This is a genomic window from Acidovorax sp. KPB24-07, assembly GCF_057543315.1.
This window is the reverse complement of the sequence record NZ_BAAJYS010000028.1, coordinates 1-21,877: the sequence shown is the minus strand read 5'-3', so window position 1 is coordinate 21,877 and position 21,877 is coordinate 1. Positions and strand designations below refer to the sequence as shown.

Here is a 21,877-nt window from a genome sequence, read left to right as displayed (position 1 = left end):
GCTTGCGATGCGTCTCACTACCAAAGGCCGTTTTGCGGTCACTGCCATGATCGATCTGGCCCTGCGCCAGAACAATGGCCCCGTCACTTTGGCGGCAATCAGCCAGCGGCAACAAATTTCGCTCTCCTACCTGGAGCAGCTTTTCGGCAAGTTGCGCCGGCATGAATTGGTCGAATCCACCCGTGGCCCCGGCGGCGGCTACACGCTGGCCCGCAAGGCGGCGGACATCACCGTGGCGGACATCATCGTCTCGGTGGATGAGCCCATTGATGCCACCCAGTGCGGTGGCAAGGAAAATTGCCTGGGCGAAGCCGGCCGTTGCATGACGCATGAACTGTGGGCGTCGCTCAACCAGCGCATGGTCGAGTTTCTGGACTCGGTCACGCTTCAGAAGCTCGTGGACGACCAATTGGCCAAGGGCGTTCAGATCGAAGACAAGCCCGTCGTGCGCCGTGCCATCTCGACAACGCCGGTCGTGAAGCCGATTCGCGTCAATGCACCCAACTCGGTTTTCGCGTTGGGCAACGTGTTCGCCAAGTCGTGAGTGGATGCCCGGCTTTGGCCGGGCAGTCGCATACGCCGGATTTTGACTTCTGACTCTCGCCAGCCAGACCCCTTACTGAGCCAGCCATGGACATGACCCCCCACTTTCCCATCTATCTCGACTACGGTGCCACTACGCCAGTGGACCCGAGGGTCGTGGATGCCATGATTCCATGGTTGCGCGAGCATTTCGGCAACCCGGCTTCACGGAGCCACGCCTGGGGTTGGGAGGCGGAAGAAGCCGTTGAAAAAGCCCGTGTGGAAGTTGCTCGCCTGATCAATGCGGACCCTCGTGAGATCGTCTGGACGAGCGGGGCCACCGAGTCCAACAACCTGGCCATCAAGGGTGCAGGGCAGTTCTACAAGGGCAAGGGCAAGCACCTGATCACGGTGAAGACCGAGCACAAGGCCGTGCTGGACACCATGCGCGAGATGGAGCGCCAAGGCTTCGAAGTCACCTACCTGGACGTGCAGGAAAACGGCCTGCTCGATTTCGAGGTGCTCAAGGCGGCCATTCGCCCAGACACCATCCTGCTGAGCGTCATGTTCGTGAACAACGAAATCGGGGTGATCCAGGACCTGCCGGCGATCGGTGCCCTGTGCCGTGAAAAGGGCATCATCTTCCACGTGGACGCTGCGCAAGCCACGGGCAAGGTGGACATCGATCTTTCGACGCTGCCTGTCGATCTGATGAGCCTGGCCTCCCACAAGACATATGGCCCCAAGGGCATTGGCGCGCTGTATGTGCGGCGTAAGCCCCGCGTGCGGCTGGAAGCGCAGATGCATGGCGGTGGGCATGAGCGCGGGATGCGTTCCGGTACATTGCCGACCCATCAGATCGTGGGCATGGGCGAGGCTTTCCGCATCGCCCGCGAAGAGATGGCGCAGGATCTGGCAAAAGCCAAGGCACTGCAAAAGCGCCTGCTCGATGGTTTGCACGACATCGAGCAGGTGTTCGTGAACGGCGACATGGAGCGCCGTGTGCCGCACAACCTGAACATCAGCTTCAACTACGTCGAAGGCGAGTCGCTGATCATGGGCATCAAGGGCCTGGCCGTGTCGTCGGGCTCTGCCTGCACTTCCGCCAGCCTGGAACCCAGCTACGTACTGCGCGCTCTGGGCCGCAGCGACGAGCTGGCACACAGCAGCCTGCGCATGACGATCGGCCGCTTCACCACAGAAGAAGAGATCGACTACGCGGTATCCACCATCCGACACAACGTGGCCAAGCTGCGCGAGTTGAGCCCTTTGTGGGAAATGTACAAGGACGGCGTTGACATCAGCGCCATCCAGTGGGCCGCCCATTGATGGCGTCGGTCAGCAGATTCAAGAGGTAAACATCATGGCTTATTCAGACAAAGTGATCGACCATTACGAGAACCCCCGCAATGTGGGCTCGTTCGACAAGGGCGACGATTCGGTGGGCACCGGCATGGTGGGCGCACCGGCGTGCGGCGACGTGATGAAGCTGCAGATCAAGGTCAACCCCGAAACCGGTGTGATCGAAGATGCCCGCTTCAAGACGTATGGCTGCGGTTCGGCGATTGCATCGTCGTCCCTGGTCACGGAATGGGTGAAAGGCAAGACGCTGGATGAGGCGGCTGCCCTCAAGAACGCGGAAATTGCGCAGGAACTGGCCTTGCCTCCGGTCAAGATCCATTGCTCCATCCTGGCGGAAGACGCGATCAAGGCGGCCGTGCAAGACTACAAGGCCAAGCACACCGCTATGGCCGCTGCCTGAACGGGGCGAGGTGACATGGCGATCACATTGACCGAAGCTGCGGCCCGACATGTGAGCCGCTATCTCTCCCGTCGCGGCAAGGGCGTCGGGGTTCGGCTGGGCGTGAAGACGACGGGTTGCTCCGGCTTGGCTTACAAGCTGGAATATGTGGACGAGCAGGGCCCGGAAGACATGGTGTTCGAAGACCATGGCGTGAAGGTGCTCATCGATCCCAAGAGCCTGGCCTACATCGATGGCACCCAGTTGGATTTCGTGCGCGAGGGGTTGAACGAAGGCTTCAAATTCAACAATCCCAACGAGCGCGACCGGTGTGGCTGCGGAGAGAGCTTCCGGGTTTGACCTTTCTATCCACGCTGGTTGCAGTGAACCGCCAACGCGTTCCGTGCTGGCGGTTTTTTTCTTGACATGAACCTTCAATCCGACGACTTCGAACTCTTCGGCGTGCCACGCCAATTCGCGCAGGATCGCCCGGCCCTGGATGCCCGTTGGAAAGAGTTGCAGCGCGAAGCCCATCCTGATCGATTCGCCATGCATGGCCCCTCGGCGCAACGCCTAGCAATGCAATGGTCGGTGCGCATCAACGAGGCATACCAACGCATCAAGGACCCCCTCAAGCGCGCGGCCTATTTGTGCGAACTGTGCGGCGCGTCGATCCGGGCCGAAGACAACACGGCCATGCCCACTGATTTTCTGATGCAGCAGATGGAATGGCGCGAGGCGCTCGACGACGCAGCGGATCCTTCTTCGTTCGATGCGCTGGAGCAAGCCGTTCGAGACGCGCGCGCTACGGCCCTGCAGCGGTGCGAGCAGCTTTTGGATGGGCAGCGCGACTACGCTGCCGCCGCGAACGAAGTCAGAGCCCTCATGTTCATTGCGCGATTTGCCGACGATATCGACCGCCGCAGAGACGCACTGGGACAATAGCGCCTGCCTTTATTGATTGATCGATCGAATGGATGCGGCAGCCAGTGCATGCCGCCTCCCACCTAGAAAAAGACCCCATGGCGCTTTTGCAGATTTCAGAACCCGGCCAATCCCCCGATCCGCACCAGCGGCGCATTGCCGTGGGCATCGATTTGGGCACCACCCATTCCCTGGTGGCGGCTGTGCGCAACGGCGTGGCCGAGTGCCTCCCCGACAATCAGGGTCGTGTGTTGCTGCCGTCTGTCGTTCGCTACTTGGCAGAAGGCCGTCGCCAGATCGGCTACGAAGCGGTGGCAGCCCAGGCGCAGGACGCGGGCAATACCATTGCCTCAGCCAAGCGGTTCATGGGGCGCAGCCTGCAGGATATTGCCCATCCCGAAAAGCTCCCCTACGACTTTGTCGAAGCGCAGGATGAAGGCGGCGGTGGCATGGTCTCTCTGAAAACCGTGGACGGCGCCAAGTCGGCGGTGGAGGTCAGCGCGGAGATCCTGGCGACATTGCGCTTCCGTGCCGAAGATAGCTTTGACGACGAGATTTTCGGTGCGGTCATCACCGTCCCGGCTTATTTCGATGATGCGCAGCGCCAAGCCACCAAGGACGCAGCGCGTTTGGCGGGCTTGAATCTGCTGCGGCTCATCAACGAGCCGACTGCCGCCGCCATTGCCTACGGCCTCGACAATGCCAGCGAAGGCGTCTATGCGGTGTATGACCTCGGTGGGGGTACGTTCGATGTGTCGATCCTGCGGCTGACCCAAGGGGTGTTCGAAGTGATCGCCACGGGAGGCGACTCCGCTCTGGGTGGCGACGACTACGACGCGGCGCTGGCCGACTGGGTGCTTCAGCAGCAGGGCCTGGTGGCTGCCACCGCCCGAGACAAGGCCGCCGTTCGGTTGGCCGCCCGCGCATGCAAAGAGGCGCTCAGCGCTGCCGAGACTGCAGCATTCGTTGCCGAGGTATCGGGCTCGAGCATTGACGTCGCCGTGCACCGGGCCGATCTGGAAGCGGCCACGGCGCCACTCACCCAGCGTTCAATTGCGGCGGCGCGCCGCACCCTTCGCGATGCGCAGTTGTCTCCCGAAGAGGTGCAAGGCGTGGTCATGGTGGGTGGCTCCACGCGCATGCCGCAAGTGCAGCGCGCAGTGCAAGCGTTCTTCGGAACGGAACCACTGAACAACCTGAATCCGGACGAGGTCGTTGCACTGGGTGCCGCCCTTCAGGCCAACCAGTTGGCGGGCAACAATCCATCGGGCGACATGCTGCTGCTGGACGTGATTCCTTTGTCGCTCGGCATCGAAACCATGGGCGGACTGGTCGAGCGCATCGTGTCTCGCAACGAAACCATTCCCACCGCCAAGGCGCAGGACTTCACCACGTACAAGGACGGCCAGACCGCCCTGGCCATTCATGTGGTGCAAGGCGAACGCGACTTGGTGGCGGATTGCCGGAGCTTGGCGCGGTTCGAGCTGCGCGGCATTCCACCGATGGCTGCAGGCGCGGCCAGGATCCGGGTCACGTTCACCGTCGATGCCGATGGCCTGCTCAACGTGAGCGCGAAAGAGCAGGGCAGTGGTATCGAAGCGCGCGTCGACGTCAAGCCTTCCTACGGCCTGTCGGACGACCACATTGCACGCATGTTGCAGGAAGGCTTTGCAACGGCCGCGCAGGACATGCGGGCGCGGTCACTGGTCGAGGCGCGGGTGGATGCCGATCGCATGTTGATGGCCACCCGCAGTGCGCTGGATGCCGATGCCGATCTGCTCGAAACCGACGAACGCGAAACCATTGAAGCACTGATGCTGGCCTTGCAGCAGGCGCGTGAACTGGACGACGCGGCAGCGATCGAGGCGGCGACCCAGGCCCTGGCCCACGGGACCGAGGCATTCGCGGCGCACCGCATGAATCGCGGAATCCAGCAGGCCCTTGGCGGCAAGAACGTGCAAACCCTTTAAACGACGATCCAGCCCCATGCCCGTCATCAAAATACTGCCCCATCCAGAGTACTGCCCTGCGGGCGCCGACATCACGGCGCCTTCCGGTACCTCGATCTGCGAAGCCTTGCTCGACAACGGCATCAAGATCGAGCATGCCTGCGACATGAGTTGTGCCTGCACGACCTGCCATGTGATCGTGCGTGCCGGAGGAGCGTCCCTCAATGAGGCCGAAGAGGAAGAAGAGGACCTGCTCGACCGCGCCTGGGGCCTGGAGCCACAGTCGCGTCTGAGTTGCCAGGCGATTCTTGCCCAGAGCGACGTGACGGTGGAGATTCCCAAGTACACCATCAACCACGCCAAGGAGAACCACTGATGTCGCGTCAGATCGTTCTGGACACGGAAACCACCGGCCTGTCGGCCGAAGGCGGCGACCGCATCATCGAACTGGGATGCGTGGAGTTGCTGAACCGCAAGCTCACCGGCAACAACCTGCACCTGTATTTCAATCCAGGGCGCGACAGCCATGAAGACGCGCTCAAGGTGCACGGCATCAGCAACGAATTCCTGCGGGACAAGCCGAAGTTTGCGGAGATGGCCGACGACATCCTGCAGTACCTGCAGGGTGCGGAAATCATCATCCACAACGCGGCCTTCGACGTGGGCTTCCTCAACAAGGAACTGGAACTGACGGGCCGCCCGGGCTTCAAGACGTACGTCGAGAGCGTGACCGACACGCTGGTGATGGCCAAGGAGATGTTTCCTGGCAAGCGCAATTCGCTGGATGCCCTGTGCGACCGGCTGGGCGTCGACAATTCCGGCCGCACGCTGCACGGCGCGCTGCTGGATGCGGAACTGCTGGCCGACGTCTACATCAACCTGACGCGCGGGCAGGACCCGTTGCTGATCTCTGACGAAGAAAGCGACACCAAGTCCGGCATTCGTGTGGCGCCGATCGATCTGAGCGCGCTGGTCTTGCAGGTGCTCACCGCCAGCGAACAGGAACTGTCGTTGCACGAGGAGACGCTGGCCCATATCGACAAAGCCAGTGGTGGAAAAACAATTTGGCGAATTGAGTCTTCGGTCGAAAAAAGCTGTGCAATAATCATGGGCTTGTCGCAAGACAACACGGGTGATTAGCTCAGCGGTAGAGCACTGCCTTCACACGGCAGGGGTCACATGTTCGATCCATGTATCACCCACCACATCAACCCCTGCAGGCTTTGTCTGCAGGGGTTTTTTGTTGCCTGCTTCGCGATGGATGGGGCCTCGCCGGATGCCCGCCACCAACGCGTTCTGCCCGCTGCGTTCGGCCACAATCGATGGTTTCGATTCCCGAGGCCGCCCGATGCTCACCTTTCACAATCCCCTGCACAACGCCCATGCCCCGGTGCATGAGTTCTTTCGCGGCGAACGGGTGCCGTGCTTCGAGAAGCCATCGCGCCAGGATTATTTGGAGCAGCGTCTCAAAGAGTGCGGCCACGCGCTCCTGGCACCCAATGTCGACAGCGCTGCCGTGTTGAAGCAAATTCATGCGGAGCGGTATCTGTCGTTCCTGCAGACCGCGTGGCAGCAGTGGCTGGCGCAAGACCCGGCGAATGCCGCTGTGCAGCCGTTTCCCTCCGTGTGGCCGGTTCGCACCTTGCGGTCGGACATCGAACCCGCGAATTTCACGGCGCGCTATGGTCTGTATTCCATGGACAACGGGACTCCGCTGGCCGAAGGCACCTGGGCCGCGGCCAAGGCGGGCGCGGACGCGGCTGCCAGTGCCGCGTCCGCGGTGGCCAGCGGTGCCGCGGGTGCATCGTTTTGCGTGACGCGGCCGCCCGGCCACCATGCGGGGCCGGACTTCATGGGAGGCTACTGTTTCCTCAACAATGCGGCCGTCGCAGCCCAGACGCTGCGCAACTCCGGCATGCCTCGCGTGGCGGTGCTCGATGTGGACTACCACCACGGCAATGGCACCCAAAGCATTTTTTACGAGCGTTCGGATGTGCTGTTCATCAGCATCCATGGCGACCCAATGACTGAATACCCTTTTTATCTGGGCCATGCGGACGAGACCGGCCACGGCGCCGGAGCAGGCTTCAACCTGAATCTTCCGTTGCCCGCCGGCACCGGGTTCGACGCATGGTTTGCCGCATTGGAAAAGGCCTGCGTGGCCATCCTGGCTTACGGGCCGCAGGCGGTGGTGGTCTCCCTGGGCTTGGATACGTTCGAGGGGGATCCCATCTCGCGCTTCTCCTTGGCATCCCGGGACTTTTCTCGGATCGGGCAGCGCTTGGCACAACTGAACCTGCCGACCGTGTTCGTGCTGGAAGGCGGCTATGCCGCCGCAGAGCTGGGTCTCAACGCAGTGAACGTGATCGATGGGTTCGAAGCGCAAGGCAGGCAGTCATCATGATCGAGTCGGTGGATTGCGTCGTCGTTGGCGCGGGGGTGGTGGGCCTGGCCGTTGCGCGCGCCCTGGCCCTGCGGGGCCGCGAGGTGCTGGTGCTCGAAGCCGCCAATGCGATTGGCACGGGAACCAGCTCCCGCAACAGCGAAGTGGTGCATGCGGGGATCTACTACCCCCCAGGATCGCTCAAGGCCCGGCTGTGCGTGCAGGGCCGCGACATGCTCTACGCGTATTGCGAGGCAAGGGGCATCGCGCACCGGCGCTGCGGCAAGCTGATCGTTGCCACGTCGGACGAGCAGCGGGCATCGCTGGAAAGCATCCAGCAAAAGGCGCATGCCAATGGCGTCACCGACCTGCAATGGCTGACGCGGGAGCAGGCCCGGGCGTTGGAGCCGGCGCTGGAATGCGTGGCCGCATTGCTGTCGCCCAGCACCGGCATCGTGGACAGCCATGCCTTCATGCTCTCGCTCCAAGGCGATCTGGAGAACCAGGGTGGCATCGTGGCACTGAATTCGCCTCTGGCGCATGCAGTACTAGGGGGTGATGCTATCGTTTTGGAAGCGAGCGACGGTACGCGCTTGGGTGCCCGCACGCTGGTGAATGCCGCAGGCCTGCAGGCGCCCGATCTGGCCAAGCGGTTCCATGGCCTCGATCCGCGCCATGTGCCAACGGCCCGGTACGCGAAGGGCAGTTACTTCACGTTGACGGGTGCATCGCCGTTTTCCCGCTTGATCTACCCCGTTCCCGAAGCGGCTGGCCTGGGCGTGCACCTGACACTGGACATGGGACACCAAGCCAAGTTCGGTCCCGACGTGGAGTGGGTGGGCTCGGCCGACGACCTGTCGGTCGATCCTGCGCGCGGCGAGGCGTTCTATGCGGAGGTTCGCCGGTACTGGCCCGGCCTGCGGGATGGCGCTCTGGTGCCTGGCTATGCAGGCATTCGGCCCAAGATCCACGGGCCGGGCGAGCCCGCAGCGGACTTTTGCATCCAAGGCCCTGAAACGCATGGCATGGGTGGGCTCATCCAGCTGTTCGGCATCGAGTCGCCAGGCCTTACCAGTGCGCTGGCTTTGGGCGAGCATGTCGCAGATCAAGTCTCCCGCTGACTTTCTCATCCAAGCGGCCATGGCCTACGGCCGTATGTAAAGCGTGTGACTAAGATGGGGCATCCTCCTACAGCCCGGCTGTATGGGGCGGATTACCTTTATTCCATGCTATGAAAGGCTCTTCATGACTTCTGCATCCAACACGCTTTCTTCCGCGCAAAACGAACTGGAAAAGCTGGTCTCTGACTTGCGTGGCCTTTTGTCCAGCAAGGACCTGGACAGCGTTCCGGAAATCAAGCAACTGCGCCAGCGCCTGGACGATGGCATCCACTCGGTGCGTGACTCCGCTGTGCGCGCTGCCCAGGATGCCGCCTACCAAGCCAAGGAAGCCGCCCGCGCCGCTGACCAATACGCCCATGACGAACCTTGGCGTGTGGCCACCGCTGCCCTGGCAGCAGGTGCCTTGGTCGGCTTCCTGCTGGCTCGCCGCTGATCCCCATTAAAAACAATGACCTGATGGCTCAAGAGAGGCTCGCATGAATTGGTTGGCACTTCTGGGATTGGACGGCTGGGTTGCGCGATGGCGCGCTGCCGTCATCGAAGGGGCCATTGCTGCGGAAGACCGGCTGGATCTGGTGAGGCTCGAATGGGCCGAACAGAAGCGGCGCTTGGGCTTGATGGTCATGCTGGTGGTTGCCGTGGGCGGTCTCACGGTCGTCACCCTGGTGCTCGCGTCACTCGCCGTGCTGGTGCAATTTTGGGATTCACCCCAGCGCACGATGGTGGGCTGGCTGGTGGCGGGCACCTGGCTGGTGCTGTGGGCCGGTGCCTTGATCGGATTGATCTCCGTGGCCAAGCAGGCGGGCAACGCTTTCGTGCTGACGCGGCAAGAACTGGCCCAGGATTGGCGTGATATCAAGGAAAGGCTCTGAACCCATGACTTCCACATCGCAAGATGGATCCGCTTCCTTGAGCGATCGCCAGCAAAAGGTTTTAGAGCGCATCGCCATGCAACGTCAGCGCGTGCGCGCACGGCGCGCCGCTCGATCGCAGGCCATGCAGGTGCAGGCCGCACAAGACCAACGGCAAGCTGCTGACTCAGACACTTCGATGACCATCCGGCTGCTCGCCTTCGCGCGATCGCACCCGGCCGCTGTTGCCGTGGTGGCCGGACTGGCAGTAGTGGCGGGGCCTGCGCGGCTGATTCGGTGGGCAGGTCTGGCCATGCCGCTGATCATGCAGATGCGGCGTTGAGGCCGCGCGTTGCACGCGTCGCAAACCTGAAAAGCGTGGAACATTCAAAGGACCCTCCTGGGTCCTTTTTGCATTGGCTTCAACGCATTGGCTTCAGCGCATGGCCTTGATCGCCCGGGCTGCCTGCGGAACCAGCGAAGGGCCTTGGTAGATCAGGCCGGTGTAGATCTGCACCACATCGGCGCCCGCCTTGATCTTGCTCACCGCGTCGTCCGCACTCAGAATGCCGCCCACGCCAATGATCGGAAATTGCGGCCCCAGTGCCTGCCGCAATTGGCGGATCACCCGATTGCTGGCTTCCAGCACCGGCGCGCCGCTGAGCCCGCCAGTTTCCTCTGCATGCTGCATTCCCTTGACGGCATCGCGGGCGATCGTGGTGTTGGTGGCCACGACGCCATCCATCCCGTGGCGCTGCAGTGTGGCCGCAATCAGCTCAACCTGGGCCGCGTCCAGATCGGGGGCGATCTTGACGAACACCGGTACGCGGCGCGGAGCGCCCTGTGCGTTGGCATGGCGCTGGGCAAGGGCTTCTCGCCGCTCGGCGATGGCGCCCAGCAGTGCATCCAGGGCCTCATCGCTCTGCAAGGCGCGAAGGTTTTGTGTGTTCGGTGAACTGATGTTCACCGTGACGTAGTCCGCGTGGGGATAGACGCCGTCCAGACAGGTTAAGTAGTCCGCAGTGGCATTCTCGATCGGCGTGGTGGCGTTCTTCCCGATGTTCAATCCCAGCAACATGGGGTGTTTGCGCGCCTGGGTGCGAAAGCGCGCCTGCTGCACGTTGTGCAGGAAAGCGTCGAGCCCTTCGTTGTTGAACCCCAAGCGGTTGATGAGCGCGTTGGCCTGCGGCAGCCGGAACATGCGTGGCTTGGGGTTGCCCGGCTGGCCCTTGGGCGTGACGGTGCCAACCTCGACAAAACCGAAGCCCATGGCACCCAATGCGTCGATACAGCGGGCGTTCTTGTCCAGGCCCGCGGCCAACCCGACCCGGTTGGGAAAGGTCAGGCCGGCCAGCGTCACGGGATCGTCCACGGTGTCGTTGCACCAGGCCCATTGCAAGGGCGTGCGTTGGCCGCGCGACAGCATGTCCATGGTCATGTCGTGGGCGGCTTCGGCATCCATGCCGAAAAGAAGAGGACGGGCGAGGGCGTAGGGGATCAAGGACATGGGGATAATTCGGTGAACTACTCCCGATTTTCCCCCATGACGACACCCTCACCCCTCACCCAAGAAGAACTCAAGGCCCTGGTCGGCCAGGCGGCCCTGCAATACGTCGTGCCTGGCGAGATCGTCGGCGTCGGCACCGGCTCCACGGTGAACCATTTCATCACTGCCCTGGCCACCATCAAAGAGCGCATCCGGGGTGCCGTGTCCAGCTCCGAAGCCAGCACCCAGCGGCTGAAAGCCTTGGGGATCCCCGTGTTCGATGCGAACGAAGTCGAGTCCCTGGCGGTCTACATCGACGGCGCCGACGAGATCGACGGCCAGGGCCACATGGTCAAGGGCGGCGGCGCCGCGCTCACGCGCGAAAAGATCGTGGCGGCGCTGGCCCGGCAGTTCGTGTGCATTGCCGACGAGTCGAAGCGGGTGGATGCCTTGGGCCAGTTTCCGCTGCCCGTGGAAGTGATTCCCATGGCGGCACAGCAGATTGCCCGCCGCTTCGCGGCCCTGGGCGGCCAAGCCACGCTGCGCCAGAAAGACGGCGCGCCTTTGGTGACGGACAACCAGCAGCACATTCTGGATGTGCGTGGTTTGCGCATCACCGATCCACTGGCTTTCGAGTCGGAGGTGAACCAATGGCCGGGCGTCGTGACCGTGGGTGTGTTCGCGCACCAGAAGGCCCATGTGTGCCTGCTGGGCACGGCGCAGGGCGTGCGCACCGTTCAATACTGAACACCCTCAGGGCCGGGCAGCCGCCGGCCTGATGGCTCGGTACCGAATGGCACTGCAGACCGTATTGCAATCTGCGGGAGTGACGCCGCGCCCGGTCTGCAGTGCCGGATGTTGCGTCAGAACGTGATGCCTGCCGGGTTGCTTGGCGTTCTGCCACCATTGCCGCTCGGTGCGGCGGGGCGTGGTGCTTCCGCCGGCGCGGCAGGTGCCGCCGCCGCTGCGGGGGTTGCCGGCTTGGCGGCGACCATCGGTGCCGCGGGGGCGCGGCGATAGCTCGGCGGCAGCTGCGATTGCTTGGGGTAGCCTGCCGCGTCGAGGTACTGCATCCACTCGCTGTCCGAAAAGCCGACGAGCTGTTGCGAGCCGATGGTGCCGAACGGCAGGTTGGTCGAGCCGCTGAGGCGCTTGAGCGCATCGGCATCTTCTTCGGTGTTCACCGTGCGTTCGGTGAATGGTACGCCGCGGTTCACCAGCAGGTTGCGCGCGCTCACGCAAGGCGCGCAGTCATTGCCGGTGTAGAGCGTGACCGGAAAACGGGTGGCGACCTGCTGCAGTTCATAAGGCAGGGCCGGGCCGCTGGCACGGCCGCCGCCCACTTGGGCCGGCGGCGTCTTGGCATCGGGCGCGCGGTCCGAGAAGGTCACTTTTCCATCGGGGCCGACGATGCGGTACACCTGCTGCGCCTGGGCGGGCAGGGCGGTCACGGCCAGGAAGGTCGAAGCCAGCGCGAGGGCAAGGAGCGGTTGCTTCATGTCGTAGGACTCCAAAGGGAACGGTCTCGGGTATCGATGGGCTCAGGCGTTGCCGGCCATGCCTTGGTGGCGCAGCAGCGCATCTAGGCTGGGCGCGCGGCCGCGGAACGCCTTGAACGACTCCATGGCCGGGCGGCTGCCGCCCGCTTCCAGAATGGCCTGGCGGTAGCGGCGCCCGGTCTCGGCGCTGGGCAGGCCGTCCGCACCGGCCGTCTCCTCGAACGCGGCGTAAGCGTCCGCGCTGAGCACTTCGGCCCATTTGTAGCTGTAGTAGCCTGCGGCATACCCGCCTGCGAAGATGTGGCTGAAGGTGTGGGCGGTGCGGCTGAAGGCCGGCGGCGTCAGCACCGACACCTCGCTGCGGACCTGGGCCAGCAGGGGCATGAAGTCCTGCGACGGGTCGTGCGAGGTGTGCAGCAGCATGTCGAACAGCGCGAATTCGATCTGCCGCAGCGTGCCCATGCCGCTCTGGAAATTCTTCGCCGCGATCATCTTGTCGAACAGCGCGCGCGGCAGCGGCTCGCCAGTTTCCACATGGGCGGTCATGTGCTTGAGCACGTCCCACTCCCAGCAGAAGTTTTCCATGAACTGACTGGGCAACTCGACCGCATCCCATTCGACGCCGCTGATGCCCGAGACATCGCGCTCGTTGATCTGGGTGAGCATGTGGTGCAGGCCGTGGCCGAACTCGTGGAACAGCGTGATGACGTCGTCGTGCGTCAGCAGCGGCGGCGCGCCGTTCACGCCTTCAGCGAAGTTGCACACCAGGTGCGCCACGGGGGTTTGCAGCTTGCCCGTGTCGGGGCGCAGCCAGCGGGTGCGCACATCGTCCATCCAGGCGCCGCCGCGTTTGCCGTTGCGCGCCGGCTGGTCCAGGTAGAACTGGCCCACGAGCTCGGTGCCGCGCTCGATGCGGTAGAACTCCACGGCCGGGTTCCAGACGGGCGCGCTGTCGCGGCGAATGGCCACTTCGAACAGCGTCTCAACGATCTTGAACAGGCCGGCCAGGGCTTTGGGCGCGGTGAAATACTGTTTGACCTCCTGCTCGCTGAAGGCGTAGCGCGCTTCCTTGAGCTTCTCGGAGATGTAGGGCCAGTCCCAGGCCTGCGGATCGGCAATGCCGAGATCCTTCGCGGCGAACTCGCGCATGTCGGCGACGTCTTTTTCGGCGTAGGGCCGGGCACGGCGGGCCAGGTCACGCAGGAAGTCGATCACCTCCTGGGGCGATTCGGCCATCTTGGCGACGACCGACACCTCGCCGAAATTGGCGTAGCCCAGCAGTTGCGCCTCTTCTTTGCGCAGTGCGAGGATCTCGCTGATGAGGGCGCTGTTGTCGAAGCGTTTGGCATCGCCTTCGGCCTGGTCCGAGGCGCGGGTGACATAGGCGCGGTACAGCGTTTCGCGCAAGGCGCTGCTGCGGGCGAACTGCATCACCGGCAGGTAGCAAGGCATCTTGAGGGTGAGCTTGTAGCCGGCCTTGCCCTCGGCTTGCGCGGCGGCCAGTGCGGCCTGCTTCACGTCTTGGGGCAGCCCGTCGAGCTCGTCTTCCCGGACGTAGTAGGCGAAGGCGTCGGTGGCGTCGAGCGCGTTTTCGCTGAACTTCTGGCTGAGTTCCGCCTGGCGTTCCTGGATCTGCGCGAATCGTTCGCGCGCCGGGCCCTGCAGCTCGGCGCCCGACAGCACGAAGTTGCGCACGGCGTTGCGCAAGGCCTGGCGCTGCTCGGTGTTCAGCGTCTGCGGATCGATGGCCTTGTACTTGGCGTACAGGCGTTCATCGGCGCCCAGGCGGGTCCAGAACTCGGTGACGCGGGGCAGGGCCTCGTTGTAGGCCGCGCGCAGTTCGGGGGTGTCGGCCACGCTGTTGAGGTGGCTCACCGCGCCCCAGGAGCGCCCCAGCGCTTCGGTCGCGACATCCAGCACCTGGGCAATCGATTCCCATCGCGCCGGAAAGTCGGGCGCCGTGACGGTTTCCAGCGCCGCGCTCGCACGTTGCAGCAGCACATCGACCGCCGGAGCCACGTCGCTGGGCTGGATGCGGTCGAACAGGGGGAGGTCGGAGGGGGCGAGGAGGGGATTGCTCATGCGCGGATAGATGGCGTTGGATGGGTCAGGTTCAAGCCGGCCGTGGCAGCAAAAATGGTCAGGCGGCTGCGCGCTCCGCGGCTTCGAGCGTGTTGACGAGCAGCATGGTGATGGTCATGGGGCCGACGCCGCCGGGCACGGGCGTGATCCAGCCGGCCACCTCGCTCACGCCGGCGAAGTCCACGTCGCCGCAGAGCTTGCCTTCGTCGTTGCGGTTCATGCCCACGTCGATCACCACCGCGCCGGGCTTGACCATGTCGGCCGTGAGCACGTTGCGCTTGCCCACGGCGGCCACGATCACGTCCGCCTGAAGGGTCTGCGCTTTCAAATCTTGCGTGGCGCTGTGGCACACGGTCACGGTGGCGTTCTTTTGCAGCAGCATGAGCGCCATCGGCTTGCCCACGATGTTGCTGCGGCCGATGACCACCGCATGCTTGCCCTGCAGCGAGTAGCCGATGGATTCGAGCATCTTCATGCAGCCATAGGGCGTGCAGGGCCAGAAACCGGGCATGCCGGTCATGAGCGCGCCGGCGCTGGCGATGTGAAAGCCGTCCACGTCCTTGGCGGGCGAGATCGCCTCGATGACCTTCTGCGCGTCGATGTGCGCGGGCAGCGGCAACTGCACCAGGATGCCGTGGATGGCCGGGTCGTTGTTCAGTGCCTCGACGCGGGCGAGCAGCTCGGCCTCGCTCATCGTGGCATCGTACTTTTCCAGCACCGAATGCAGCCCGCTGTCCTCGCAGGCCTTGACCTTGTTGCGCACGTAGACCTGGCTGGCAGGGTTGTCGCCCACCAGCACCACGGCCAGGCCGGGGACGGTGCCGCGCGCTTTCAGGGCAGCGGCGCGCTGGGCCACTTCGGTGCGCAGTTGGCGGGAGAGGGCGTTGCCGTCGATCAGTTGGGCTGTCATTCGTCGAGAAACTCAGGTTGGCAATGAAAACGGCTGCCTGCCGGCGGTTTGATTGTGCTGGCAGCTATCAAATCAGGAGCAATCAGCCTTTGGGCGCATTCTGGCGAGGGCGATCTTGAGCAGGTCGGCCACGGTGTTGGCGTTCAGCTTTTCCATGATGTTGGCACGGTGCGCCTCCACGGTCTTGATGCTGATGCCCAGGTCGTCGGCGATCTGCTTGTTCAGGCGGCCGGCGACGATGCGCTCCAGCACCTGGGCTTCACGGCCGGTGAGCTTGGACAGCAGGGCGTCGCGGCTGGCGGCCTGCTGGTGGCCGGCGAACGATTCGCGCGCCCGGTCGAGCATGCGGTCCACCAGGCCCACGAGCTCTTCCTCGTTGAACGGCTTCTGGATGAAATCGAGCGCGCCTTTCTTCATGGTGTTCACGGCCATGGGCACGTCGCCGTGGCCGGTGATGAAGACGACGGGCAGGGGGGACTTGCGTTCGAGGAGCCGGTCCTGCAGTTCCAGGCCGGTCATGCCGCCCATGCGGATGTCCACGATGAGGCAGGCGACTTCGCGGGGGTCGTAGCGCGAGAGGAAGGATTCCGCCGAATCAAAGCAGCGCACCCGATAGTCCTTGCCTTCCAGCAACCACTGCAGGGAGTCGCGGACGGCTTCGTCGTCATCCACGACGTAGACGGTGCCTTTTTTCGGAATCAAGCTCATGCAGGGGTCCTTGGATGTGATGCGTTTGCTACAGAATTCGTAGTGGCATCCGCAGGCTGCGCCAGCGGAAGCCAGAAGGAGAACCGGCAGCCGGTGACCTCCGGGCCATTGTAGAGGTTCTCCGCCTGCATCCTCCCCTGGTGGGACTCGACGATGCTGCGGCACAGGTTCAGGCCCATGCCCATGCCTTCCTGCTTGGTGGAGAAGAAGGCCTCGAACAGATGCTCCAGCACTTCGGGGGCCAGACCCTTGCCGGTGTCCTGCACCGTGAACTCGATCACCTCGCGGCCTTCGAGCTGGCGGGGAACGACACGCAGCTCCACGCTGCGCCGGGGCGGCGGGCGCTGGGCGTGCTCGATGGACTCGGCGCCGTTCTTCATCAGGTTGACCAGCACCTGCTCGATCAGGATGGTGTCGGCCATCACCTGGGGCAGCCGCGCCGCCACGTAGTGGGTCAGGCGCACGTTGTGCCGGCGCAGTTCGATGTCGGCCAGCTCGACCGCCTCGCTGACCATGGTGTGGACGTCCGCCAGGGCGCGGTTGGGCTCGCTGCGCTTCACGAAGGCGCGGATGCGCTGGATGATCTGCCCCGCGCGCTGCGCCTGGTGGGCGGTCTTTTGCAGCGCGGACAGCAGCGCCTCTTCGGTGATCTGCCCGCTTTCGATGCGCGAGACCATGCCGCTGCAGTAGTTGCTGATGGCGGTGAGCGGCTGGTTCAGTTCGTGCGCCACGCTGGAGGCCATCTCGCCCATGGTGATGAGCCGGCTGACCGACTGGGCGCGCTCGGCCTGCCGCGCGGCCTGTTCCTCGGCCTGGCGGCGCGGCGTGATGTCGGTGGCGATCACCATCTGGGCCAGTCGTCCGTCCACCCAGTTCAGGTAGCGCGATCGCACTTCGAGCCACTTGCCCAGGTCCGGCAGGTAGATCTCGGCGTTTTCGGAGCGGGCGCTGGTGAGCGGGTCGGTGGGCAGGCCCATCAGGCCGTCCTCGTCGTCCATCCCGCGCGCGCTGGCGGTGGTGGAGGGCAGCACGCCCGCCTGCGCGACCAGTTGCAGGTGCCCGCCCGTCTGGGAGCCGAACCACTGTCGGTACAGCTTGTTGGCGAACAGCAGTTCCTCGCTGCCCAGCGGCGCGACCGACACCGAGGCATCGAGCGACTCCAGCACGATGGTGAAGCGCTCGTGCGATGCGGACAGCTGCTCGCGCACGCGGTTGGGCTCGGTGATGTCGGTCATCGACGTCATCCAGCCGGTCTGGTGGCCATGGGCGTCGATCAGGGGCGAGACATACAGGCGCGCGTCGAACAGCGTACCGCTCTTGCGCTTGACCCGCACCTGGAACCCGCCCAGCGTGACCTTGCCGCTCAGCTCGTCGCGCAGCTTGGCGTGCAGCGCCTCGTGGTCGCTCTCGGGCCAATAGGTGTAGGGCGGCGACTGGCCGACCAAATCGGCCTCGTTCCAGCCCGTCATCTGGCAGAACGCGGCGTTCACGTAGGTGATGCGCCCCTGCATGTCCAGGGCGCGCATGCCGGTGAGGATGGAGTTTTCCATCGCCCGGCGGAAATTGGTTTCGGCCACCAGCGCCTGCTGGGCCTGCATGCGCCGGCGCGTGTGGCGCCAGGTGGCGATCAGCAGCCAGGCCGTCATGGCGCTCAGCGTGCCCACCAGCCAGAACAGCCCGCTGCCCACCACGCCGAGCGAGGTGCGGTAGGCCTGCGCGCGCAGCACGAGGCCGTTGCCCACGGGCGAGACCGGCACCTCGTATTCGTTGGCGCGCGCCGTCCACGGCAGCAGCCCGGAGGCGCTGCGCGGCGTGAGCGCGCTGCCCGCCAGCACCTGGTCGCGCCCATCCAGCATGGTGACGGCGTAGCGCGCCAGCACCTCGGTCGGCGTGCCGTAGCGCAGCAGGCTGTCGATGGAATATTCCGCCAGCACCACGCCGGTGAATTTGCCCTGCGCGGCCAGCGGCACCTGCAGCTGCAGCAGCGGGGCGGTTTCGCCTTCGGTGCCGTTGGGCTGGGCGTACACGGGCTGCTGCAGGTCCCGGGCGAGGCTGAAGGTATCGGCGGTGTCGCCGTTCTTGAGCACCTCGCCCGCCACGCGCAACTGGCCGCTGGTGACGGTGGGCGCCGCATGGCTGGCGCGGATGCGGCGGCGGTCGTCGATCCAGCTGATGGCCTGCAGTTCAGGGTACTGGCTGATGAGGCCCTCGGCACGCGCCACGAAGTCGGCGCGCTCCAGGTCCTGGTTGGAGAGGTCGCGCGCGATGCGCATGATCTGCTCCTGCCGCTCCAGCAGGCGCAGCCGCACGCGCTGCTGCGCGTATTCCACGTCGCGCTTGAGGGCTTCCTGCTCTCGCTCGCCTTCTTCCATGCGCAAATACCAGAACGCCGCCACGATGGCCGCCAGGAACATCAGCACGGCGGCCAGTGGCGCGAGGGCCGCGAAGCGGTCCTGGCGGGTGGGGGAGAGGCTGCGCCACCAGGTGCGCCACCAGCGCACGGGGGCGACCACAGCGGGCCCGATGGCGGGGGGCGGAGAAGGCGGACGTTCCATGGGCGGAGTGTAGGGGAGCACTGGAGGCCTTCTTACGGTATGAAAAATGTGCACTTGCAGCAATATTTTGCATTATGAAAATGAAAAGCACAATTTGAAATACCAAAAAAATATGAGACACTCGCCCGAAATTTCCAACGCCAGCACCCATAAAGGAGACAGGCATGTCAGCTCAGACCGACCCCCAGGCCGGAAACCCGGCGTCGTCCACCCCCGACACCGACCAGCAGGAAACCCGTGAATGGATGGATGCGCTGAGCGCCGTCATCGACAAGGAAGGTGCAGAGCGCGCCCACTTCCTGATCGAGCAACTGCTCGAACATGCCCGCCAAAGCAGCATCGACCTGCCTTTCTCCGCCAACACCGGCTACGTGAACACCCTGGAGTCGAACCAGGAAGCCCGTTGCCCCGGCAACCTTGAAATCGAAGGCCGCCTGCGCGCCTACATGCGCTGGAACGCCATGGCCATGGTCGTCAAGGCCAACCGCCACCATCCGCCCGAAGGCGGCGACTTGGGCGGCCACATCGGCTCGTTCGCCTCGCTGGCCAACATGTTCGGCGCCGGCTTCAACCACTTCTGGCATGCCGAGAGCGAAAACCACGGCGGCGACCTGCTGTACATCCAGGGCCACGTGTCGCCCGGCATCTACGCCCGCGCCTACCTGGAAGGCCGCCTGTCCGAAGAGCAGCTGCTCAACTTCCGCCAGGAAGTGGACGGCAAGGGCCTGTCCAGCTACCCGCACCCCAAGCTGATGCCCGAGTTCTGGCAGTTCCCCACGGTGTCGATGGGCCTGGGCCCGTTGATGGCGATCTACCAGGCGCGCTTTCTCAAGTACCTGCATGCCCGTGGCATCGCCAACACCGAAAACCGCAAGGTCTGGGTGTTCTGCGGCGACGGCGAGATGGACGAAGTCGAATCGCTGGGCGCCATCGGCCTGGCCGCGCGCGAGAACCTCGACAACCTGATCTTCGTCATCAACTGCAACCTGCAGCGCCTGGACGGCCCGGTGCGCGGCAACGGCAAGATCATCCAGGAGCTGGAGAGCGAGTTCCGCGGCTCCGGCTGGAACGTCATCAAGCTGCTGTGGGGCAAGGGCTGGGACGACCTGCTGGCGCGCGACAAGGACGGCGCGCTGCGCAAAATCATGATGGAGTGCAACGACGGGGACTACCAGTCGTTCAAGGCCAACGACGGCGCCTACGTGCGCAAGCACTTCTTCGGCCGCGATCCGCGCACGCTGAAGATGGTCGAGCACATGAGCGACGACGAGATCTGGAACCTGCGCCGCGGCGGCCACGATTCGCAGAAGGTCTACGCCGCCTTCCACGCCGCCAACGAGCACAAGGGCCAGCCCACCGTGCTGCTGGTCAAGACCGTCAAGGGCTTCGGCATGGGCAAGATCGGCGAGGGCAAGAACACCGTCCACCAGACCAAGAAGCTCGGCGACGAAGACATCAAGGCCTTCCGCGACCGCTTCAACATCCCGATTCCGGACAGCCAGATCGCCGACCTGCCGTTCTATAAGCCGGCCGACGACACTCCCGAAATGAAGTACCTGCACGAGCGCCGCAAGGCCCTCGGCGGCTACCTGCCCAAGCGCCGCGTGAAGGCCGACGAAAGCTTCACCGTGCCCGCGCTGGAAACGTTCAAGGCCATCCTCGAGCCCACGCCCGAAGGCCGCGAAATCTCCACCACGCAAGCCTACGTGCGCTTTCTCACGCAGTTGCTGCGCGACCAGGCCCTGGGCCCGCGCGTGGTGCCCATCCTGGTAGACGAGGCCCGCACGTTCGGCATGGAAGGCCTGTTCCGCCAGATCGGCATCTACAACCCGCACGGTCAGCAGTACACCCCGGTCGACAAGGACCAGGTCATGTACTACAAGGAAGACAAGGCCGGCCAGATCCTGCAGGAAGGCATCAACGAAGCCGGCGGCATGAGCAGCTGGATCGCGGCCGCCACTTCGTACAGCACCAACAACCGCATCATGGTGCCGTTCTACGTGTACTACTCGATGTTCGGCTTCCAGCGCATCGGCGACCTGGCCTGGGCGGCGGGCGACATGCAGGCGCGCGGCTTCCTGCTGGGCGGCACCTCGGGCCGCACCACGCTGAACGGCGAAGGCCTGCAGCATGAAGACGGCCACAGCCACATCCTGGCTGGCACCATCCCCAACTGCGTGAGCTACGACCCGACGTTCGCCCACGAAGTCGCGGTGATCATGCACGACGGCATGAAGCGCATGGTCGAGCGCCAGGAAAACGTCTTCTACTACCTCACGCTGCTGAACGAAAACTACCCGATGCCCGGCCTGCAGCCCGGCACCGAAGAGCAGATCATCAAGGGCATGTACCTGTGCAAGCAGGCGCCGGCCCTCAAGAAGGACGCCCCCACCGTGCAGCTGCTGGGCAGCGGCACCATCCTGCGGGAGTCGTTCTTCGCGCAGGAACTGCTGGAAAAGGACTGGGGCGTGGCCGCTTCCGTGTGGAGCTGCCCGAGCTTCAACGAGCTGACCCGCGACGGCCAGGACGCCGACCGCTGGAACCTGCTGCACCCCACCGAAACGCCGCGCGTGCCGTTCGTGGAGGAGCAGTTGTCCAAGACCACCGGCCCGGTCATCGCCTCCACCGACTACATGAAGGCCTACGCCGAGCAGATCCGCCCCTTCATCCCCAAGGGCCGCGCCTACAAGGTGCTTGGCACCGACGGGTTCGGGCGCAGCGACTTCCGCCGCAAGCTGCGCGAGCACTTCGAGATCAACCGCCACTACATCGTCGTGGCGGCGCTCAAGGGCCTGGCGGACGACGGTGTGGTGCCGGCGGCCAAGGTGGCCGAGGCGATCCAGAAGTACGGCATCAACACCGACAAGATCAACCCGCTCTACGCTTGAACACCGATCGGAGACGCACGGTGAACCCCCACGCTCATATTCATTCGCTGCCCCCCAAGGGGGCACATGCCTCCTTTGAGGCGGCTCGGCAGGAGGCATAAACATGGCATTGGTAGATATCCAGGTCCCGGACATCGGGGATTTCGACGAAGTGGGCGTGATCGAGTTGCTGGTCAAGCCCGGCGACACGGTCAAGGCCGAGCAATCGCTCATCACGGTGGAATCGGACAAGGCCTCGATGGAAATCCCGTCGAGCCA

Annotated in this window: 22 protein-coding genes and 1 tRNA gene; 17 read left to right on the top strand and 6 right to left on the bottom strand. The window is 64.3% G+C overall.

Going from position 1 to position 21,877, the window contains the following annotated elements; all coding sequences use genetic code 11:
• Positions 1 to 7 precede the first annotated feature (7 nt).
• The 14 genes from iscR (at position 8) to AC27IQ_RS05915 (ending at position 9,834) form a co-directional block, all read left to right on the top strand.
• On the top strand, positions 8 to 544 hold the full coding sequence (gene iscR / locus AC27IQ_RS05980; RefSeq protein WP_092739258.1) for a Fe-S cluster assembly transcriptional regulator IscR: 537 nt from the start codon (positions 8 to 10) through the stop codon (positions 542 to 544).
• Between the two features lie 86 nt (positions 545 to 630).
• Complete coding sequence (locus AC27IQ_RS05975) at positions 631 to 1,851, top strand: IscS subfamily cysteine desulfurase (protein ID WP_284404008.1); 1,221 nt, start codon at positions 631 to 633, stop codon at positions 1,849 to 1,851.
• Between the two features lie 34 nt (positions 1,852 to 1,885).
• The gene (gene iscU, locus AC27IQ_RS05970; RefSeq protein WP_272553075.1) at positions 1,886 to 2,284 is read left to right on the top strand and encodes a Fe-S cluster assembly scaffold IscU; all 399 of its coding nucleotides are present in this window, start codon (positions 1,886 to 1,888) and stop codon (positions 2,282 to 2,284) included.
• Between the two features lie 15 nt (positions 2,285 to 2,299).
• Positions 2,300 to 2,623, top strand: coding sequence for an iron-sulfur cluster assembly protein IscA (iscA, locus tag AC27IQ_RS05965; protein ID WP_092739252.1), 324 nt, complete (start codon positions 2,300 to 2,302; stop codon positions 2,621 to 2,623).
• 66 nt (positions 2,624 to 2,689) lie between these two features.
• A complete protein-coding gene (hscB, locus tag AC27IQ_RS05960; RefSeq protein ID WP_487088848.1) occupies positions 2,690 to 3,208 on the top strand; it encodes a Fe-S protein assembly co-chaperone HscB in 519 nt (172 codons plus the stop codon).
• 77 nt (positions 3,209 to 3,285) lie between these two features.
• Positions 3,286 to 5,157 carry a Fe-S protein assembly chaperone HscA gene (gene hscA, locus AC27IQ_RS05955; protein ID WP_487088846.1) on the top strand — a complete coding sequence of 624 codons (1,872 nt, stop codon included), beginning with the start codon at positions 3,286 to 3,288 and terminating at the stop codon, positions 5,155 to 5,157.
• A gap of 16 nt (positions 5,158 to 5,173) precedes the next feature.
• Positions 5,174 to 5,512 carry an ISC system 2Fe-2S type ferredoxin gene (gene fdx / locus AC27IQ_RS05950; protein WP_272569129.1) on the top strand — a complete coding sequence of 113 codons (339 nt, stop codon included), beginning with the start codon at positions 5,174 to 5,176 and terminating at the stop codon, positions 5,510 to 5,512.
• Positions 5,512 to 6,276, top strand: a complete 765-nt coding sequence (gene dnaQ / locus AC27IQ_RS05945) for a DNA polymerase III subunit epsilon (RefSeq protein WP_487088844.1) — start codon at positions 5,512 to 5,514, stop codon at positions 6,274 to 6,276. The genes fdx and dnaQ overlap by 1 nt, the downstream gene beginning before the upstream one ends.
• Positions 6,267 to 6,341, top strand: a tRNA-Val gene (locus tag AC27IQ_RS05940). Before dnaQ ends, AC27IQ_RS05940 begins: the two co-directional genes overlap by 10 nt.
• 143 nt (positions 6,342 to 6,484) lie before the next feature.
• Positions 6,485 to 7,540, top strand: a complete 1,056-nt coding sequence (locus tag AC27IQ_RS05935; RefSeq protein ID WP_487088855.1) for a histone deacetylase family protein — start codon at positions 6,485 to 6,487, stop codon at positions 7,538 to 7,540.
• Entirely contained in the window at positions 7,537 to 8,640 is a 1,104-nt protein-coding gene (locus AC27IQ_RS05930; RefSeq protein WP_487088842.1) for an NAD(P)/FAD-dependent oxidoreductase, read from the top strand. The genes AC27IQ_RS05935 and AC27IQ_RS05930 overlap by 4 nt, the downstream gene beginning before the upstream one ends.
• 124 nt (positions 8,641 to 8,764) lie before the next feature.
• Complete coding sequence (locus AC27IQ_RS05925; protein ID WP_272553263.1) at positions 8,765 to 9,073, top strand: ElaB/YgaM/YqjD family protein; 309 nt, start codon at positions 8,765 to 8,767, stop codon at positions 9,071 to 9,073.
• 43 nt (positions 9,074 to 9,116) lie between these two features.
• Entirely contained in the window at positions 9,117 to 9,512 is a 396-nt protein-coding gene (locus AC27IQ_RS05920; RefSeq protein ID WP_284404019.1) for a phage holin family protein, read from the top strand.
• 37 nt (positions 9,513 to 9,549) lie between these two features.
• Positions 9,550 to 9,834, top strand: coding sequence for a hypothetical protein (locus tag AC27IQ_RS05915; RefSeq protein ID WP_317358037.1), 285 nt, complete (start codon positions 9,550 to 9,552; stop codon positions 9,832 to 9,834).
• Between the two features lie 93 nt (positions 9,835 to 9,927).
• Here the strand turns inward: AC27IQ_RS05915 and AC27IQ_RS05910 are convergent, their stop codons facing one another.
• Positions 9,928 to 10,998, bottom strand: a complete 1,071-nt coding sequence (locus tag AC27IQ_RS05910) for a quinone-dependent dihydroorotate dehydrogenase (protein ID WP_487088840.1) — start codon at positions 10,996 to 10,998, stop codon at positions 9,928 to 9,930.
• 36 nt (positions 10,999 to 11,034) lie between these two features.
• Here AC27IQ_RS05910 and rpiA point away from each other — a divergent pair, with 36 nt between their 5' ends.
• Positions 11,035 to 11,724 carry a ribose-5-phosphate isomerase RpiA gene (gene rpiA / locus AC27IQ_RS05905; protein ID WP_487088839.1) on the top strand — a complete coding sequence of 230 codons (690 nt, stop codon included), beginning with the start codon at positions 11,035 to 11,037 and terminating at the stop codon, positions 11,722 to 11,724.
• Positions 11,725 to 11,840: 116 nt separating this feature from the next.
• Here rpiA and AC27IQ_RS05900 read toward each other — a convergent pair whose 3' ends face one another.
• The 5 genes from AC27IQ_RS05900 to AC27IQ_RS05880 all read right to left on the bottom strand — a co-directional run bounded on the left by AC27IQ_RS05900 (position 11,841) and on the right by AC27IQ_RS05880 (position 18,731).
• The gene (locus AC27IQ_RS05900; RefSeq protein WP_284412999.1) at positions 11,841 to 12,476 is read right to left on the bottom strand and encodes a glutaredoxin domain-containing protein; all 636 of its coding nucleotides are present in this window, start codon (positions 12,474 to 12,476) and stop codon (positions 11,841 to 11,843) included.
• A gap of 42 nt (positions 12,477 to 12,518) precedes the next feature.
• Positions 12,519 to 14,558: a M3 family metallopeptidase gene (locus tag AC27IQ_RS05895; protein ID WP_487088838.1), complete on the bottom strand. Its 2,040-nt coding sequence runs from the start codon at positions 14,556 to 14,558 to the stop codon at positions 12,519 to 12,521.
• A gap of 58 nt (positions 14,559 to 14,616) precedes the next feature.
• Complete coding sequence (gene folD, locus AC27IQ_RS05890; RefSeq protein WP_272569139.1) at positions 14,617 to 15,468, bottom strand: bifunctional methylenetetrahydrofolate dehydrogenase/methenyltetrahydrofolate cyclohydrolase FolD; 852 nt, start codon at positions 15,466 to 15,468, stop codon at positions 14,617 to 14,619.
• 72 nt (positions 15,469 to 15,540) lie between these two features.
• On the bottom strand, positions 15,541 to 16,176 hold the full coding sequence (locus AC27IQ_RS05885) for a response regulator transcription factor (RefSeq protein ID WP_487088836.1): 636 nt from the start codon (positions 16,174 to 16,176) through the stop codon (positions 15,541 to 15,543).
• Positions 16,173 to 18,731, bottom strand: a complete 2,559-nt coding sequence (locus tag AC27IQ_RS05880; protein ID WP_487088835.1) for a PAS domain S-box protein — start codon at positions 18,729 to 18,731, stop codon at positions 16,173 to 16,175. The genes AC27IQ_RS05885 and AC27IQ_RS05880 overlap by 4 nt, the downstream gene beginning before the upstream one ends.
• Positions 18,732 to 18,895: 164 nt before the next feature.
• On the opposite strand from AC27IQ_RS05880, the gene aceE reads away from it, so the two are divergent.
• Together aceE and AC27IQ_RS05870 are read left to right on the top strand one after the other, a co-directional pair.
• Positions 18,896 to 21,619, top strand: a complete 2,724-nt coding sequence (gene aceE / locus AC27IQ_RS05875; protein ID WP_284425764.1) for a pyruvate dehydrogenase (acetyl-transferring), homodimeric type — start codon at positions 18,896 to 18,898, stop codon at positions 21,617 to 21,619.
• Between the two features lie 103 nt (positions 21,620 to 21,722).
• Positions 21,723 to 21,877 (top strand): biotin/lipoyl-containing protein (locus tag AC27IQ_RS05870; RefSeq protein ID WP_487088854.1); only part of this gene is annotated, 155 nt, incomplete at its 3' end.

Bases quoted from the DNA above. Each gene is read 5' to 3' on its own strand.
- iscR (WP_092739258.1), top strand. From the start codon at position 8: ATGCGTCTCACTACCAAAGGCCGTTTTGCGGTCACTGCCATGATCGAT.
- AC27IQ_RS05975 (WP_284404008.1), top strand. From the start codon at position 631: ATGGACATGACCCCCCACTTTCCCATCTATCTCGACTACGGTGCCACT.
- iscU (WP_272553075.1), top strand. From the start codon at position 1,886: ATGGCTTATTCAGACAAAGTGATCGACCATTACGAGAACCCCCGCAAT.
- iscA (WP_092739252.1), top strand. From the start codon at position 2,300: ATGGCGATCACATTGACCGAAGCTGCGGCCCGACATGTGAGCCGCTAT.
- hscB (WP_487088848.1), top strand. From the start codon at position 2,690: ATGAACCTTCAATCCGACGACTTCGAACTCTTCGGCGTGCCACGCCAA.
- hscA (WP_487088846.1), top strand. From the start codon at position 3,286: ATGGCGCTTTTGCAGATTTCAGAACCCGGCCAATCCCCCGATCCGCAC.
- fdx (WP_272569129.1), top strand. From the start codon at position 5,174: ATGCCCGTCATCAAAATACTGCCCCATCCAGAGTACTGCCCTGCGGGC.
- dnaQ (WP_487088844.1), top strand. From the start codon at position 5,512: ATGTCGCGTCAGATCGTTCTGGACACGGAAACCACCGGCCTGTCGGCC.
- AC27IQ_RS05935 (WP_487088855.1), top strand. From the start codon at position 6,485: ATGCTCACCTTTCACAATCCCCTGCACAACGCCCATGCCCCGGTGCAT.
- AC27IQ_RS05930 (WP_487088842.1), top strand. From the start codon at position 7,537: ATGATCGAGTCGGTGGATTGCGTCGTCGTTGGCGCGGGGGTGGTGGGC.
- AC27IQ_RS05925 (WP_272553263.1), top strand. From the start codon at position 8,765: ATGACTTCTGCATCCAACACGCTTTCTTCCGCGCAAAACGAACTGGAA.
- AC27IQ_RS05920 (WP_284404019.1), top strand. From the start codon at position 9,117: ATGAATTGGTTGGCACTTCTGGGATTGGACGGCTGGGTTGCGCGATGG.
- AC27IQ_RS05910 (WP_487088840.1), bottom strand. From the start codon at position 10,998: ATGTCCTTGATCCCCTACGCCCTCGCCCGTCCTCTTCTTTTCGGCATG.
- rpiA (WP_487088839.1), top strand. From the start codon at position 11,035: ATGACGACACCCTCACCCCTCACCCAAGAAGAACTCAAGGCCCTGGTC.
- AC27IQ_RS05900 (WP_284412999.1), bottom strand. From the start codon at position 12,476: ATGAAGCAACCGCTCCTTGCCCTCGCGCTGGCTTCGACCTTCCTGGCC.
- AC27IQ_RS05895 (WP_487088838.1), bottom strand. From the start codon at position 14,558: ATGAGCAATCCCCTCCTCGCCCCCTCCGACCTCCCCCTGTTCGACCGC.
- folD (WP_272569139.1), bottom strand. From the start codon at position 15,468: ATGACAGCCCAACTGATCGACGGCAACGCCCTCTCCCGCCAACTGCGC.
- AC27IQ_RS05885 (WP_487088836.1), bottom strand. From the start codon at position 16,176: ATGAGCTTGATTCCGAAAAAAGGCACCGTCTACGTCGTGGATGACGAC.
- AC27IQ_RS05880 (WP_487088835.1), bottom strand. From the start codon at position 18,731: ATGGAACGTCCGCCTTCTCCGCCCCCCGCCATCGGGCCCGCTGTGGTC.
- aceE (WP_284425764.1), top strand. From the start codon at position 18,896: ATGTCAGCTCAGACCGACCCCCAGGCCGGAAACCCGGCGTCGTCCACC.